Origin of the sequence: Enterococcus sp. AZ126, assembly GCF_051714545.1 — a bacterium.
Taxonomy (GTDB): Bacteria; Bacillota; Bacilli; order Lactobacillales; family Enterococcaceae; genus Enterococcus_L.
This window is the reverse complement of record NZ_JBIOSB010000001.1, coordinates 1350948-1367567: the sequence shown is the minus strand read 5'-3', so window position 1 is coordinate 1367567 and position 16620 is coordinate 1350948. Positions and strand designations below refer to the sequence as shown.

The following is a 16620-nucleotide window of genomic DNA, read 5'->3' as shown; positions in this document are numbered from 1 at the left end:
AGAATTTTATGAAACTGGTGGACAAAGTAAAGAATAATGAAAAATTAATGCGTTTCATTGAAACAACGCAACATCGCATGATTGATTCAGAGATTGGAAATACCTCAGTGGTTGTGGCGTACTACTTACTTTTGTCCCTGTTTCCTCTATTGATTGCGGTAGGAAATCTTCTGCCGTACTTACATATTGATCCAAATGAAGTATTGCCCTACATAGCAGAAGCAATTCCAGAAGCTATTTTTAATGACTTAAAACCAGCGATCCAATCCTTGTTGACACAACGTTCGGGTGGATTGTTATCAATTTCTGCTCTAGCAGCGTTATGGAGTGCTAGTCAAAGTATCAATGCGTTGCAAACAGCTATGAATAAAGCGTTTGGTGTTGAGCCGCGTAAAAATTTTATTATTGTCCGTATCATGTCCTTGCTTGTGATTCTATTGTTTATGATTGCAATCGTGGGTGTTGTAGGTGTTTTAGGTTTAGGTAAATCGATTTTAGATTTTTTACAGCCTATTTTTCATTTTTCAACTGATTTTATAGATAACTTTCAGACCTTGAAATGGCCCATTACTTCATTTGTTTTACTTGTTATCATGTGTTTGATTTATCGTGTAGTTCCGAATGCGAAGCTGACTTTTCGTTCAATCATTCCTGGAGCGGTCTTTGCGACAGTCGGATGGATGTTGTTATCACAAGCCTTTGGGATTTATATTAAGTATTTCAGTTCAAAAATTGCTAGTTATCAAATCATAGGAAGTTTCATTATATTGATGTTATGGTTGAACATTGCCGCAACGATTATTATTTTAGGTGGAATTATCAATGCAGTTGTTAAAGAATACATATCCAATGAAAAAATTCAGCACCGCTATGGAGTGATCAACCGACTAGCAGATAAAATAAAAGAAAAATTCAAGAAGTAGGCTAAATACTATTGCTTTAAATAAACAAGTAAGTCTTTTGAATTTTTTTAACGGTGGAAACACTTGTTCCAACTTGTAAATGTGGAATGATTCGGTATAATATACGATGTACATTAAGAAAGTGGGTTCATCATGTCTATGTTTATTTATGAAATTGTTATCCGTCTATTTCTGACGTTTATTTTATCATTGATTACAACGCCAATCGTTAAATTACTGGCGTTTAGAATAGGAGCTTATGATGCTCCAGGTGAAAGAAGAGTAAATACTAAGAATATGCCTACAGCTGGTGGATTAGGAATTTATTTTGTCTTTTCATTTTCCTGTCTAATCATGTTTCAATCGATTATACCGATTGACTATATATGGCCAATTATTTTAGGCGCAGGAATTGTTGTCGCAACAGGTTTGATCGATGATATTTATGAATTGTCTCCAAAGAAAAAAACGCTCGGTATTCTACTTGGGGCATTAGTTATTTATTTTGTAGCAGAAATAAGGATCGATGTTGTAACGTTACCTTTTTTTGGACATATTGATTTACGTTGGTTTAGTTTACCTTTGACTTTATTTTGGATACTGGCAATTACGAATGCGATTAATTTGATCGACGGCTTAGATGGACTTGCTTCTGGCGTTTCGATCATTAGTTTAACGACGATCGGTGTAATTGGGTACTTTTTTCTTCATGCCAAAACGGTCTATATTCCAATCGTAATTTTTGTTTTGGTAGCCAGTATTGCAGGTTTTTTCCCGTATAATTTTTATCCAGCTAAGATTTTTTTAGGAGATACGGGTGCTTTGTTTTTAGGCTTTATGATTGCAGTGATGTCCTTGCAGGGTTTGAAAAATGCTACGTTTATCACGGTGATTACACCGATGATCATCTTAGGTGTTCCGATTACCGATACTGTGTATGCAATTATTCGTCGTTTGATGAATAAGCGGCCGATTTCATCAGCTGATAAAATGCATTTACATCATCGTTTGCTTTCTCTTGGGTTTACGCATAAAGGCGCAGTGATGACGATTTATGGTTTAGCATTGGTCTTTTCATTTGTAGCACTGTTGTTTAGTTACGCAAGTAATTTGGCATCAATTCTACTGATTGTTTTTAGTGCGATCGGCTTGGAATTGTTTATTGAAATGATTGGATTAGTTGGTGAAAATCATCAACCATTGATGTATATTTTACGTATGTTTGGAAATCGTGAATTTCGTCATCAACAATTAGAAAAAAGATTAGGCAAACATTCTAAAAAAAAGTAAATAATCAAAGAGAATCTTTTATGAGATTTTAAGCTGTGTTATAATTCATTGATTGAGTAAAAAGAGAGAGCGGGACAAGACTCAGTAAGTTTTGCCCCGCTTTCATAGAGTTCAGCTAAGTAACAAGTGCCTATGTTCCTGGTCTATTTTCTTTCACAAGGAACTAGTTCTGAATTAGCGAATCTTAGTACCTAAAATTATAGGCAACGATTGCTTTATTTTTGGTGAGGGTCAGCCTGTTACAGGCTGGATTTATTTTTAGTTTAAATGAGGTGCAAAAATATGAATGATAGAATAACGATTTCCATTGTTACTCATAATAGCCGTCATATTTTTGATGTGCTTGATAATTTGAAAAATGAATTAGGTCTAGAATCAAATTACGATATACATATATTTGACAATGCTTCTGAGCCAAGCTATATTGACAAACTGGAACGTTACGGCTCTTTTATTTTTTTACATAGATCTGGAGAAAACAAGGGATTCGGTTATGGGCATAATCAGGTGTTAAAAAAGGCCTCTACATCTTATGCCGTCATTTTTAATCCAGACGTTTTGATTACAAAAGATGCATTGGATGAAATGATTCAACGGATAAAAGAAGATGAGCAGTCGGCCGCAGTTTGTCCTAAAGTGCTGAACTCGGATGGTACAACACAGTATTTAGTGCGTCAAAAACTAGATGTGTTTGATTATATGTTGCGATTTGTACCTTTTGAATCGATCAAAAAGTTATTTGATAAGCGTTTAAGTTATTATGAATGCCGCGATTTACCAGAGGATCAAACAACGTATATTAAGATGGGCTCCGGCTGTTTTATGGTCATTGATATCAATAAATTTAACCAGATCAATGGTTTCGATGAACGGTACTTCATGTATTTTGAAGATAATGATCTTTGTATGAGCTTTGGAAAAGCAGGCTATAAAATTTTGTATACACCTTTTGAAACGGTGATTCATTTGTATGAAAAAGGTGCACATAAAAACAAGAAACTATTTAAAATATTTTTACAATCAATGATTAAATTTTTCAATAAATGGGGCTGGAGGTTTTTCTAGTGGAGAATAAGTTGGTTATTACAATTGTTTTATATCAAACTGAATTCTCAAAAACACCCAGTTATACTTGCCTAAAAAGAGTCATATCAGAAAAAAAGTCAGCTTATCTGTTTATTTACGATAACAGTCAAAACGTGCAAGATGATGAAGTATTTCATCAGGAAAATGTTCGTTATATACATGATGGAGAGAATCCAGGATTGGCCAAAGCCTATAACGCAGGAGCGCAGTATCTGAATGAAATTCAAGGTACGTTGATGTTGTTGCTGGATCAAGATACTTTGCTTGATGAAAAGTACCTTGAGACACTTTTAGATTTGCCGTTAGATGAGGCGATTGGAGCTTATGTTCCAATTGTCAGTTCTCATGGTCGACAAATATCTCCCGTTTTTTCTGATGAATATGTTGGAGGAAAGTCTGAGTTGCCAAAAGCAGGTATCTATTCTAAAAGACTTATGGGCATTAATTCTGGAACAGTGATTCCTTTTACCACACTGAACAGTATTGGCTCATTCAACTTAGAGTTTCCTTTGGACTTTTTAGATCATTGGCTTTTTTGGAAGATTCATCAATTAGATAAAAAAATCAGCGTTTTAGATCATCATCTGGCACATGACCTATCTGTGCTGGATTACCAAACGATCAATAGCAAACGATATGAATCAATCATAAGTGGGGAAACGTTATTTTATAAGAAGTATGAACAAGATAAATTTTACAATCACAGAAGACATTTGCTTTTAAGGACAGCTAAACAATTTTTGCGGGTCAAAAATCGTAAAATTTGGCGGCGGACGTTTTTAGAGTATCGATCACTAATGAAAGGAAAATAAATGATCTCAGTTTGTATTGCCACATATAATGGAGAAAAGTATTTAGAAGAACAACTTAATAGTATTTTACCTCAAATGAACTCGGATGATGAGCTGATTATATCAGATGACGGTTCTAAAGATGCAACGGTGGATATCATCAAGCGATATACAACACAAGATCAGCGGATAAAATTCTTTAAAGGACCTGGCAAAGGGGTGATTGCTAATTTTGAATTTGCTATCAATCAAAGTCAAGGAGATTTTATTTTTTTGGCTGATCAAGATGATGTCTGGCTGCCTGAAAAAGTTCAAACAATATTAGATTTTTTTCAAAAACATGATGAAATAAATCTAGTGATCAGTGATTTGGTAATTGTCGACGAAAAACTAGAAGTTATAGAAGAATCATACTTTGATTATCGTAAAGTTAAACTCGGGATTTTTCAGAATATTTTGAAAAACAACTATATAGGTGCTGGAATGGCGTTTCGTGGGCTATTAAAGAAAGAAATACTGCCAATCCCTGATAAGATCCCGATGCATGATATGTGGTTTGGTTTAATTGCAGATAGTAATAAAACCAGTGCAATGATCCCGCAAAAACTTGTGCTCTATCGCAGACATGACTGTAACACAAGTGAAATTAATACAAAAGCTAGCCGTTTACAACAATTGAGATGGCGAAAGGTACTTATTGTGGCACTTATACGTCGAAAAATATTAAAAGTTAAATGAGAGTTATTTTACAGTTTTGTAAAATAACTCTAAAAAGCATGACAAGTCTCTATGATAATGCGATAATGTTAATGGTGTAAGTAATTAAACGAAATAATTAAATTTGAAGGAGTTTTCCCATTGAAAGGAATAATTTTAGCTGGTGGCAGCGGTACTAGACTGTACCCTTTAACAAAAGCCACGTCAAAACAATTAATGCCCATTTATGACAAACCAATGATTTATTACCCTATGTCAACATTGATGTTAGCAGGTATCAAAGAAATTTTGATTATCTCTACTCCTGATGACACGCCACGTTTTGAAAGTTTATTTGGCGATGGAAAAGATTTTGGCATTCATATTGAATATGCAGTGCAAGAAAGCCCAGATGGGTTAGCGCAAGCATTTATTATCGGTGAAAATTTCATCGGTGACGATAGTGTTTGTCTTGTTTTAGGCGACAATATCTATCATGGTGGTGGGTTGTCTGAATTGCTACAACGTGCGGCATCAAAAGAAAGTGGAGCAACTGTTTTCGGCTATCATGTAAATGATCCAGAACGATTTGGTGTAGTGGAATTTGATGGTCAGATGAAGGCTATTACAATTGAAGAAAAACCTGAAAAACCAAAATCAAATTATGCAGTTACTGGTCTGTATTTTTATGATAACGAAGTAATCGAGATCGCTAAAAATATCAAACCCTCTGATCGTGGAGAATTAGAAATAACAGATGTAAATAAAGTTTATTTAGAAAAAAATAAACTATCTGTTGAAGTGATGGGACGTGGCTACGCTTGGTTAGACACAGGAACTCATGAATCACTTCTAGAAGCATCGACATTTATCGAAACAATCGAAAAACGTCAAAATTTAAAAGTCGCTTGTTTAGAAGAAATCGCTTATCGGATGGGTTATATCACAAAAGAGCAACTTATTGAATTGGCCCAACCATTAAAGAAAAATGGCTATGGACAGTACTTATTAAGATTGGCAGAAACAGATTAGGGGCGAATAGACAATGAAAGTTATTGACACAAAACTAAAAGATGTAAAAATCATTGAAATGGACGTGTTTGGCGATCATCGAGGTTTTTTTACCGAAAGCTATTCCAAAGAAAAATTTGCTGAACAAGGGTTGGATTTTGATTTTGTACAAGACAATCACTCTCTTTCAAGTGAAGCAGGCGTCTTGCGTGGCTTGCATTTTCAAAAAGGGGAAGCGGCTCAAACAAAACTGATCCGTGTTGTGACGGGTGCGGTTTTAGATGTGATCGTGGATATCCGTAAAGGCAGCCCTACTTATGGACAGTGGGAAGGGTATATTTTATCGGAACATAACCATCGTCAATTATTGGTACCTAAAGGCTATGCACACGGTTTTGTAACATTGACACCAAATGTTAATTTTATGTATAAATGCGACAATTATTATAATGCACCTGCAGATGGTGGTATTGCCTTTGATGATCCGGAACTAGCAATTGATTGGCCAATCGATATCCAAAAAGCAATCACGTCTGAAAAAGATACAAATCATCCGACATTAAAGGAATTTGAATCAGAGAATCCTTTTGTCTATGGTGAAATCTAAAAAATAGGAGAGATCTTGAAGATGAAAAACATCATTGTTACTGGTGGAGCTGGATTCATCGGATCAAACTTTGTTCATTATGTAGTGAACAACCATCCAGAAGTTCATGTAACGGTATTAGATAAATTAACGTATGCGGGAAATAAAAAAAATCTTGAAGGATTACCAACCGATCGTGTTGAATTAGTTGTCGGTGATATCGCGGATGCTGAATTGGTCGATCGTCTGGTTCAAAAAACAGATGCAGTGGTTCATTATGCGGCAGAATCTCACAATGATAATTCGTTAAATGATCCGTTTCCTTTTGTACAAACCAATATTATCGGAACCTATACGTTGATTGAAGCTTGTCGCAAACATGATGTACGTTATCACCATGTTTCTACAGACGAAGTTTATGGTGATCTACCCTTACGTGAGGATTTACCAGGGCATGGTGAAGGAGCTGGCGAAAAATTCACAGCTGAAACACCTTATAACCCATCTAGCCCATATTCTTCAACAAAAGCAGGTTCAGATCTGCTAGTAAAAGCGTGGGGACGTTCATTTGGCTTGAAAGCTACGATCTCCAATTGTTCCAATAATTATGGCCCTTATCAACATATTGAAAAATTTATTCCACGCCAAATTACCAATGTATTAAGCGGGATTACGCCGAAATTATACGGTGCGGGTAAAAATGTTCGTGACTGGATTCATACAAACGATCATTCCTCTGCTGTTTGGACAATCTTGACCAAAGGAAAACTAGGTGAAACTTACCTGATCGGAGCTGACGGTGAGGAAGATAATAAGACAGTTATGGAACTTATCTTAGAAATAATGGGCCAACCAAAAGATGCATATGAACATGTAAATGATCGTCCTGGACATGATTTACGTTATGCAATAGATTCTTCAAAATTACGTCAAGAACTAGGATGGACGCCTGAATTCACGAATTTCCGTGATGGTTTAGCAGATACAATTAAATGGTACACGGAAAATCCAGATTGGTGGGAAGCAGACAAAGCAGCTGTTGAAGCCAATTATGCGAAAAATGGTCAATAAAAATTTAGCTGACAATAAATGAATAAGCAAGTGTAAGGCGGGACAATTCCTGCCTTTTTTCAGAAGGAGTAGATAAAATGATTTTAATCACAGGTGGAAATGGACAACTAGGAACAGAATTGCGTCACCTTTTAGATGAGCAAGGTTTAGACTATATTTCAACGGATGCGAGCGAAATGGATATTACGGACGCAAAAGTGACTTTGCAAAAAATCAAAGAAATAAATCCAGATGTGATTTATCATTGTGCTGCTTACACGGCAGTCGATAAAGCTGAAGATGAAGGTAAAGAATTAGATGAAAAAATCAATGTAAATGGAACAAAAAATGTTGCTGAAGCAGCTAAGATTGTTGGTGCTACATTAGTTTATATTAGTACTGACTATGTTTTCGATGGCACTAAAAAAGCTGGTATGTATTCAGAGGATGAACAAACAAATCCGCAAAATGAATATGGCCGTACTAAATTATTAGGAGAAAAAGCGGTTCAAGCTATTTTGGAAGATTATTATATTATTCGAACGTCATGGGTGTTCGGTCAATATGGACATAATTTTGTCTTTACTATGCAAAAACTTGCTGAGACACGTGATCAATTAACTGTAGTGGATGATCAGTTTGGCCGTCCAACTTGGACTAGAACCCTAGCTGAATTTATGACCTTTGTTGTAAAAGAAAAAGCGCCATTTGGTGTTTATCACTTATCAAATGAAAATAGTTGTAATTGGTATCAATTTGCAAAAGAAATTTTAAAAGATACAAAGGTGGAAGTATTACCTGTAGATTCAACACAATTTCCGCAAAAAGCGAAGCGTCCACAATATTCAGTAATGGATTTGAGTAAAGCTGAAGCATTGGGCTTTAAAATTCCAACTTGGCAAGAAGCTTTAGCGAAAATGTTGGAAAAAGTTTAAAATTAGTGTAGCATAGTATTACTTTGTTGAGTGATCTATGCTACGTATATTTAAAAGGATGATTTTAGCTATGCTTATACTATTTTAGGAGGTAAGGATGAAAAACAAGAAATTAATGATTATTGCCACATCAGTTATTTTGTTAGGAGGATCTTTTGGAGAAATTATAGGTCTGGCACAAGAAAATTTACAAGAGCAAACAACGGAGTACATAGATAGTACAGAAACAACTTCAGCCACTAAAGAAAGTTCAACTTCAGAATCAATTAACGATTCTAAAGAAGAAACAGTTAAGGAAAAAGAAGAAACTCCAACAAGCTCTATGCTCAATGAACCAAACATAACGGAAGAAAATAATAAAGAATTAGGAGCTCAAAGTAAAGATAGAGAAGGTTTTTATGATTACATACCAAACAAACGCTCTGATTTGTCACCTGCTATTTCTGCTAGAGCAGCTAGTGTTGATGCGTACGTAGGTGCAGGTGATACAACACGCCCTGCAAAAGATTTTGTAGACGTATCATCTCATAACGGAAATTTAACCGTTGCGAATTATAATACGATGAAACAATATGGTGTTAAAGGAGTAATCGTAAAATTGACCGAATACACAACCTATGAAAATCCATATGCAGCATCACAGATTGCAAATGCTAAAGCTGCAGGTTTAAAAGTAGGAGTTTATCATTACAGTTGGTTTAATACAGAAGGTGGTGCTAGGGCTGAAGCAAATTATTTTGCAGCTGTGGCTAAACGTTTAAACTTACCAGCTGATACGCTAATGGTCAATGATGCGGAGCAAGGAGAGATGGCTGCAGGCAATGTAACCAATAATTCCTTAGTTTTTGCTAATCAATTAAAAGTAAACGGTTATAGTAGAACGATGCATTATTCTATGCTAAATTGGTTTAACACAGGTGTTATGAATGCCAATACATTAGGCTACAATAATATATGGGTAGCTCAATACCCTTACAACCCTCTAGCCAGTAATTTGTTAAATAGAAATTATGGAGCATGGCAATGGTCATCAGAACTAACTTTCCCAGGAATTAATGGTGTATTTGATATTAGTATAGATTATAATGATATCTTTAATGGCGGGATAGTTTATGACAAAGTTCAATATAACAATCCAGTGAATTTTAATGCAAAAATAAAAAATAATGGAGAAGCAGCGAGACATACGATTTACGACGATATTTTGGACACTAAACCAGGAGTGAATGTCTTGGGACAAGCTTCTTTATATGCGGGGCAAACTGTACAAATCACTCGTATTGCTAAAACAGTAAAAGCGACATGGTATCAATTTGCAATTAACGGTCGAACGATTGGCTGGGTAAATAGTAAAACATTTGATTTAACTACAGGTAGTGTTTATTATTCTGCTTATGTTGCAGGAAATGAATGGCAATATTCTGCTTTTGATGGTCAAAGCGCTGGAACAAGCAGTGAAAGGAAAAGAATAGAAGCACTCAAGTTATCTTTAAATAACAGTAACACTGGTTATAGTGGTGACATAGAATACCGCGTTCACGCGCAATCATCTGGTTGGGAACCAAACTATCAAAAAAACGATGCGATTTCTGGGAAAGTTAATAGCGGGAAACGTGTAGAAGCTGTTCAAATTAGATTGACAGGTGAAATGGCAAAACAATATGATGTTTATTATAGGACTCATGTTGCTAAACTTGGTTGGCTAGACTGGGCCAAAAATAACGAGAAGGCTGGGTCAGTAAATTATAGTTATGCAGTTGAAGATATTCAAGTTCTATTAGTAAAAAAAGGAGCACAGCCACCAGGAGCTACAGCAACTCCATACAAAGCACCTGTTGATATTGTATATGAATCACATGTTCAATCAATTGGTTGGCAGTCCCAAATTATTAGTAATTCTGGCGATTTTTCAGGAACTATAGGGGCTCAAAAGCAGATAGAAGCGATAAAAATAAATACAAAAAATACAGACTTGACTGGAACTATCCAATATCAGTTATACCTTCAAAAAAAAGGATGGGCTGATGTAACTGAAAATGGGGAATTAAATGGTACTATTGGTGAGAAGCGTCGAGCTGAAGCCATAAAAATTAATTTGACAGATCAGTTAGCTAAAAGATATGATATATACTATCGAGTTCATTCTAGAAGTTTTGGTTGGCTAGATTGGGCAAAAAATGGTCAAGAAGCAGGAACTGCTGGCTACTCATTGCGTATGGAAGCTTTGCAAATTAAAGTAGTTGAAAAAGCAAAAGCCGCTCCAGGAGAGACTGCCAGACCTTATGTTACAAAATAAAGTATTAAAAATAATTATATAAGAATAGAGGTTTTTTTGTGAAAAACGTTTCTATATTTGGTTTAGGATATGTTGGATTAGCAAATGCGCTATTGTTAAGTCAGAAAGAAAATGTTATGGCTTATGATATAGTAGATAAAAAAATTGATCTGTTAAATCAAGGAATATCTCCATTAGAAGATAAAGAAGTAAAAGAATTTTTGTCAAAAAAAGACTTGAATCTTAAATTTACTAAAGACTTTGAAGAAGCTGTCAAATTTGCTGACTATCTAATCGTATCTACACCAACAGATTACGATGAAAAGAAAAATTATTTTAATACAGCCACCGTAGAAGATGTTATCGAAAAAGCATTGTCTATAAAACCAGAAGCTATTTTAATTATCAAATCTACTGTACCAGTTGGATATACGGATAGCTTAAGAGCAAAATACAACACGAACAATATTATCTTTTCACCTGAATTCTTAAGAGAAGGAAAGGCGTTGTATGATAATCTTTATCCTTCTAGAATCATTGTAGGAGAGTGCTCTAAGAAAGGCGAAGAAATCGCTAATATGTTTTTAGAAAATACAATGGATAAAAATTCACGAATTTTATTGACTCATTCAACGGAAGCCGAAGCAATAAAACTTTTTTCAAACACTTACTTGGCTTTGCGTGTCGCATATTTTAATGAATTAGATACGTATGCTGAATCAAGAGAATTAGATGCAAAACAAATCATTGAAGGTGTGGGATTAGATCCTAGAATTGGGACACATTATAATAATCCATCATTTGGATATGGCGGTTACTGTTTGCCTAAAGATACAAAGCAGTTGCGTGCAAATTATGATACTGTTCCAAATAATATCATTAGTGCGATCGTTGATGCGAATACAACACGTAAAGATTTTATAGCAGAACAAATTTTAGCTAGAAGTCCAAAAGTAGTGGGAATTTATCGCCTGACAATGAAATCAAACTCTGATAATTTTAGATATTCATCCATACAGGGTATCATGAAGCGTTTGAAAGCAAAAGGTGTTGAGGTAATTGTTTTTGAACCTACTATGGATGAAACAACATTTTATAATTCACGTGTAGAAAAAAATTTAACTCAATTCAAAGAGCTATCTGATGTCATTGTTACGAATAGAATGGAAGAAGAATTATCAGATGTTGAAAAGAAAGTTTATACACGGGATATTTTCAAAAGAGATTAATAGATGTAGTTTTTGATTTCTATTATTTTTTATTCAGAACTGATGTGCTAAACTAATCAAAAGTCAGAATGGAGGATCACTCGTCATTCTGACTTTTTTTGGTTTTATACGTCGATTACCTCATTGAAAAGCAAAATATAGGTTTCTATACTCTAGTGAGGATTGTGAAAAAGACATCAGTATAAAAGTAATTCAAATAGTTGCTTCGGATATAATTGTGAAGCATAATATAAGGCAATATATAAGAGTGATAAACTCAATTGAATGCTGCTAACCGCAATTATTTTCACAGATATGTCAGATGAAAAATCAAGTAACTTTCAATTTTTGAATATATAGATAAAAAATACAAAGAAAAATTGTATATAAAAAGTGACCCATACTAAAAAAAGTAAAATAGAAATAGTTAAAGTAAATGATAGTAGCAAATGAATAGTTGTTTTCACAGAAATGCATAAAAATTAGGGTAACTTGAAAAATACTTATGAAAATGCTATACTTTCTTGTGGTATTCTATTTTTAGATTCGAACTAAATGGAAAAGGACGAACGTAATGAAACTAATAATTCAAATTCCTTGTTATAATGAAGCAGAGACACTAGAAATTGCATTAAACGATTTACCGAAAAAGATTGAAGGTATTGATGATATTGAAGTTTTGATCATTAATGACGGTAGTAAGGACAACACTGTAGAAGTTGCTAAAAATTGGGGAGTTAATTATGTCGTTGATTTTAAACGGAATAAAGGATTAGCTAAAGGATTTATGGCAGGGATAGATGCATGTTTGCGTAATGGGGCAGATATCATCGTTAATACGGATGCTGATAATCAATACAATGGAGCGGATATTGAAAAATTAGTACGACCAATTTTAGATGGTAAATCAGATATTGTTATTGGTGAAAGACCAATTTCTGAAACTGAACATTTTTCTCCGCTGAAAAAGAAATTACAAAAATTTGGTAGCTGGGTGGTAAGGAAAGCATCGAAATCAGATATTCCTGATGCACCGAGTGGTTTTCGTGCGTATAGCAGAGATGCCGCTCTAAAGCTAAATGTAGCGAATGAATATACCTACACATTAGAAACGATTGTACAAGCAGGAAGAAATAAGATTGCTATGACCTCTGTACCGATCAGAACTAATAGTGAGTTAAGACCATCAAGGCTGTTTAGCAGTATGTTTGGCTATGTAAAAAAATCAATGCTAACGATTTTCCGAGCATTTATGATGTATAAACCATTAATGTTTTTTACTATTTTAGGTAGTGTAATGTTTGCTTTGGGAGCCATTATTGGGATTAGATTCTTAATATTTCTAGCACAGGGAGCTGGCTCAGGTCACATTCAATCATTGATTTTGGCAAGTACTCTTTTATTAATTGGTTTTCAAACATTTGTTATTGGACTACAAGCCGATTTGATTTCTGCAAATAGAAAAATTTTAGAAGATATTCAATATCGTGTCAGAAAAATGGATTACGATAAAGATGAAAAATAGTATTCTAACTTAATCAGTGAGTGTTAGCGAGAGGAAATGTAAATGAGTAAAATTTATTCTAAGAAATTTATTATAAATAGCATTATAGCTACAATATCGTTAGTTCTGATAGTTTTTATATTTAAAATGAATATCTCGTCTTCAAGCATTTATTACGAATTCCAGTTCGATAGTGAGACGACGAAACTTGAAAAATTACCAGTTACGTTGGATATAGATGTTTCAAGTAAATACGACAATATTCCGATTGATAAACAGTCTACTAATTATGTCTTATCAAATAAGGTAAAGTTTCCAATAGATCCAAGAAGTATGGAATCTAATTCAATGATGTTATTTTCTCCTGATTTGTCAGTGTTTGAGTCAGTCCATTTAAATAAAATAAATATTTTAGAAAAAAAAGGGAACGGATTCAAATTAAAAGGCAGCATAGTAAAATCTGAGTTTGAGAAAGGAGTCTCTTATTCAGATGGGAAAATTATTATTGAAAAAGGTGTATCCAAACAATTAGCAGATATCGCATATCAAAATTGGAATGTGAAAATATTGTTAGCCGCGATTGTAATTGCAACACTTTTGATCTTCTTTTTTTTAAGTAAAAACAGATTTTTATACACATCAATAGCCGCGTTTTTCTTGTGTATTTCTTTTTTCGCATTAAGTGCACAAGGAAATTATTTTTTTGGTAAATCCTATTATTATAATTCTGGAGAATTAAATAAGTTTGAGCTATTACCAAGTCAGAAATTTACACAAAACTTTGAGACTCCAAGAAAGAGATTTTCTAGTGTAGACTTCAATTTGTTTTTTCCAAACGACAATGGTAAAGAATCAGAAGAACTATCTACTAAACCACAAGCTTTTGTTAAATTAATTGATAAAGCAAATAATGATGTAATCGATGAACAATATGTTTTCGATAGTGAAAACGAAGACGGCATTATTGTTTCTCTAGGTATAAATGATAGTACAAAAAATTCTAAGAACAAAAATTATGAAATAGTAATTGAAAATATTTCTACGGATAATCAAAATATTCAATTGGAAACTGCTACAGAAAGTTCCAATATAATAAAAGAATCTTCACTTTCAAACGAAAAATTGAAACTAACTCTCTTATTCAATACTTATCCTGTTAATGTCATTGGAATGTTAATCATTGTTTTAGTGATATTAGTGTATTTACTAGTTGTTGTATTGTCAAAATATGTCAATAATCCAGCATTTATAATTGTACCGATTTATATCATTGGAATATGTATTTTTGGAATTCAAATGAAAGTTGAACAAAATGTACTTGAAGGATATTGGGATCCTAATGCTCATTTATCTTTTGTTGCTTCGTTAGAAGATACAAAAACCAATATTTTGCCTGATTATGGCAAACAATTTATGACTAAAAATGATTTTGCTTCGTCAGCAAAAAAATTAGGGAAGTCTGACGAATTATCTGGTATTGTTGAACTAGAAGATGGTAATACAAATTATCAGGGACACCCGCCGTTGTACCATCAAATATTAAGATTTTTAGGTGGTACGAAAAAAATAGATGATAAACGTGTCTATGTGAATTTTTCTAGACTGTTGCTTATTTCTAATATAATTTCGTTGCTATCCGTTTCTATTTGGTTTGTTATTGGTTACTTGTATATAAAGAAAGATCCAATTTTCCATTGGCTCTATGTCTCTATCATTACAGGATCTTCGATTTTAATCTATGCAAGTTCGCAATTAGGGAATGATGTCATTGGATTATTAGCTGTAGGATTAACAATTTTTGCATTATTTGGACTTTCAAATAAAAAATATACATTAGTGAATTACATTGCACTAGCACTGGGCATTAGCATTGGCTTGCTAACAAAAGTGAATGTTGGTGCAGTGGTAGCTATAACAACTGGACTATTCTTTATACACCAACTGATACAAAGAAATTTTAAAATCTTATTTAATTGGAAATTTTTTGCTACGCTATTAATATATGTTGGCCCATTATATTTTTATTTAAAAATGTATATGGTGTATGGTGTATTCATGCAATCTTTTGCTAAAATTGATCCGGTTGGTTTTTATCAAGGATCGTTTTATCAAGAGTTTATTTATAGAGAATCTGTAAAGAGTATTAGTGAGTTTATTTATTGGTTTTATGCAACTTTGGTTGATAATTTTTCTTTTCAACCTTTAAAAAATAATAATGGCCTTTTGACAATTATTTGGAAGACCCTTACACAGTTATCTATTTGTATTTATCTTGGTTCTTTTTTAATTAGAATGAAGTCATGGGGAGATAAATGGTTGATTATACGTTTTACATCATTCGGAAGTTTTATATTTTTAATAAATCTTTATTTAAATACGTATAATAGGTACTATCTAGACGGTTATTTGGGTGGTGTACAAGGAAGGTATTTCTTGTATGCTGTTCCGATCATTGCGCTATCGTGTACATGGTTTATACAAATGTTAGTTGAAAAAAATTCTGAATTAAAAAATAATAATTTTGTTGGGAATAAAACAAGAGGAAGTTTATTGAGACCAATGACAGAATTATCAACAGTGCAAACACATCTTCTATTTTTTAGTTCGACGATTATTCTTTTTGGTGGATTCTTGTTTGCATATATACTATAGAAAAGTGCCTTTGAGTAATTTCAGAAGCATTACCTTAAAAAAGTTCTGTGTCAACTAATGTTGGTGAAGAAAATCCATGATGACTATCAACTTTACCAAACAGAATGAAAATAAAAAAGTAATCGACTTACAAGTTATTTCCTTTCATACTTTCTGATGTTGGTGAGAAATCACCGACATCTTTTTTAATGCAAAATAATAGAAAAGACATCCTGATATCCTTTAAAATTAAGTCGACGAAAACCAATCAAAAGGGAAAATCAAGATGTCTTACATCACTCTTATCAAAAATACCTTAGATATTCTAGATTTAAATATTACTTTTACTGAAAAATTTTTAGAAAAAGAACGCATTAAAGGGCGAATTTGTTAGGTGTTTTCTGGTAGATTAGACTATTTAGCCCACTCCTGTCCTCATTTTAGAGAGAAAGAAAAAGGGAAGAGTGTTCGTTGGGAATATACTATTTGTCTTATTTTGATGAATTTAAATTGGTTAAACAGGAAAAAATTGTTTCCTCTGGCTCAAATCATTCTTGATTGCTTTCACATTGTCCAACACATTGGACGAATCTTTTTAAAACACCGCATTCAACGAATGAATCTGTTTCTCCAGTAAGGAAATATAGAGCAAAAA

General features: G+C 33.6%; 13 protein-coding genes. All 13 read left to right on the top strand.

From position 1 onward, the window contains the following. Nucleotides 1-8 precede the first annotated feature (8 nt). Nucleotides 9-923, top strand: coding sequence for a YihY/virulence factor BrkB family protein (locus tag IGI43_RS06540; protein WP_438757017.1), 915 nt, complete (start codon nt 9-11; stop codon nt 921-923). Nucleotides 924-1055: 132 nt separating this feature from the next. Next, complete coding sequence (locus IGI43_RS06535) at nt 1056-2192, top strand: glycosyltransferase family 4 protein (RefSeq protein ID WP_438757016.1); 1137 nt, start codon at nt 1056-1058, stop codon at nt 2190-2192. Nucleotides 2193-2474: 282 nt separating this feature from the next. Next, nucleotides 2475-3257, top strand: coding sequence for a glycosyltransferase family 2 protein (locus tag IGI43_RS06530; RefSeq protein WP_438757015.1), 783 nt, complete (start codon nt 2475-2477; stop codon nt 3255-3257). Next, the gene (locus IGI43_RS06525; protein ID WP_438757014.1) at nt 3257-4090 is read left to right on the top strand and encodes a glycosyltransferase; all 834 of its coding nucleotides are present in this window, start codon (nt 3257-3259) and stop codon (nt 4088-4090) included. The genes IGI43_RS06530 and IGI43_RS06525 overlap by 1 nt, the downstream gene beginning before the upstream one ends. After that, complete coding sequence (locus IGI43_RS06520; protein ID WP_438757013.1) at nt 4091-4807, top strand: glycosyltransferase family 2 protein; 717 nt, start codon at nt 4091-4093, stop codon at nt 4805-4807. A 120-nt stretch (nt 4808-4927) separates the two neighbouring features. Continuing rightward, nucleotides 4928-5797, top strand: a complete 870-nt coding sequence (gene rfbA / locus IGI43_RS06515; protein WP_438757012.1) for a glucose-1-phosphate thymidylyltransferase RfbA — start codon at nt 4928-4930, stop codon at nt 5795-5797. Nucleotides 5798-5810: 13 nt separating this feature from the next. Then, nucleotides 5811-6383, top strand: a complete 573-nt coding sequence (rfbC, locus tag IGI43_RS06510; protein WP_438757011.1) for a dTDP-4-dehydrorhamnose 3,5-epimerase — start codon at nt 5811-5813, stop codon at nt 6381-6383. A 21-nt stretch (nt 6384-6404) separates the two neighbouring features. Beyond that, on the top strand, nt 6405-7433 hold the full coding sequence (rfbB, locus tag IGI43_RS06505) for a dTDP-glucose 4,6-dehydratase (protein WP_438757010.1): 1029 nt from the start codon (nt 6405-6407) through the stop codon (nt 7431-7433). Nucleotides 7434-7510: 77 nt separating this feature from the next. Further along, nucleotides 7511-8347: a dTDP-4-dehydrorhamnose reductase gene (rfbD, locus tag IGI43_RS06500; RefSeq protein WP_438757009.1), complete on the top strand. Its 837-nt coding sequence runs from the start codon at nt 7511-7513 to the stop codon at nt 8345-8347. Between the two features lie 97 nt (nt 8348-8444). After that, a complete protein-coding gene (locus IGI43_RS06495; protein ID WP_438757008.1) occupies nt 8445-10643 on the top strand; it encodes a GH25 family lysozyme in 2199 nt (732 codons plus the stop codon). Nucleotides 10644-10681: 38 nt separating this feature from the next. Further along, nucleotides 10682-11851, top strand: coding sequence for a nucleotide sugar dehydrogenase (locus tag IGI43_RS06490; protein ID WP_438757007.1), 1170 nt, complete (start codon nt 10682-10684; stop codon nt 11849-11851). A 553-nt stretch (nt 11852-12404) separates the two neighbouring features. Next, nucleotides 12405-13355 (top strand): glycosyltransferase family 2 protein, encoded by a 951-nt coding sequence (locus IGI43_RS06485; RefSeq protein ID WP_438757006.1) that lies wholly within the window; start codon nt 12405-12407, stop codon nt 13353-13355. 42 nt (nt 13356-13397) lie between these two features. Continuing rightward, complete coding sequence (locus IGI43_RS06480; protein WP_438757005.1) at nt 13398-15986, top strand: hypothetical protein; 2589 nt, start codon at nt 13398-13400, stop codon at nt 15984-15986. Nucleotides 15987-16620 lie beyond the last annotated feature (634 nt).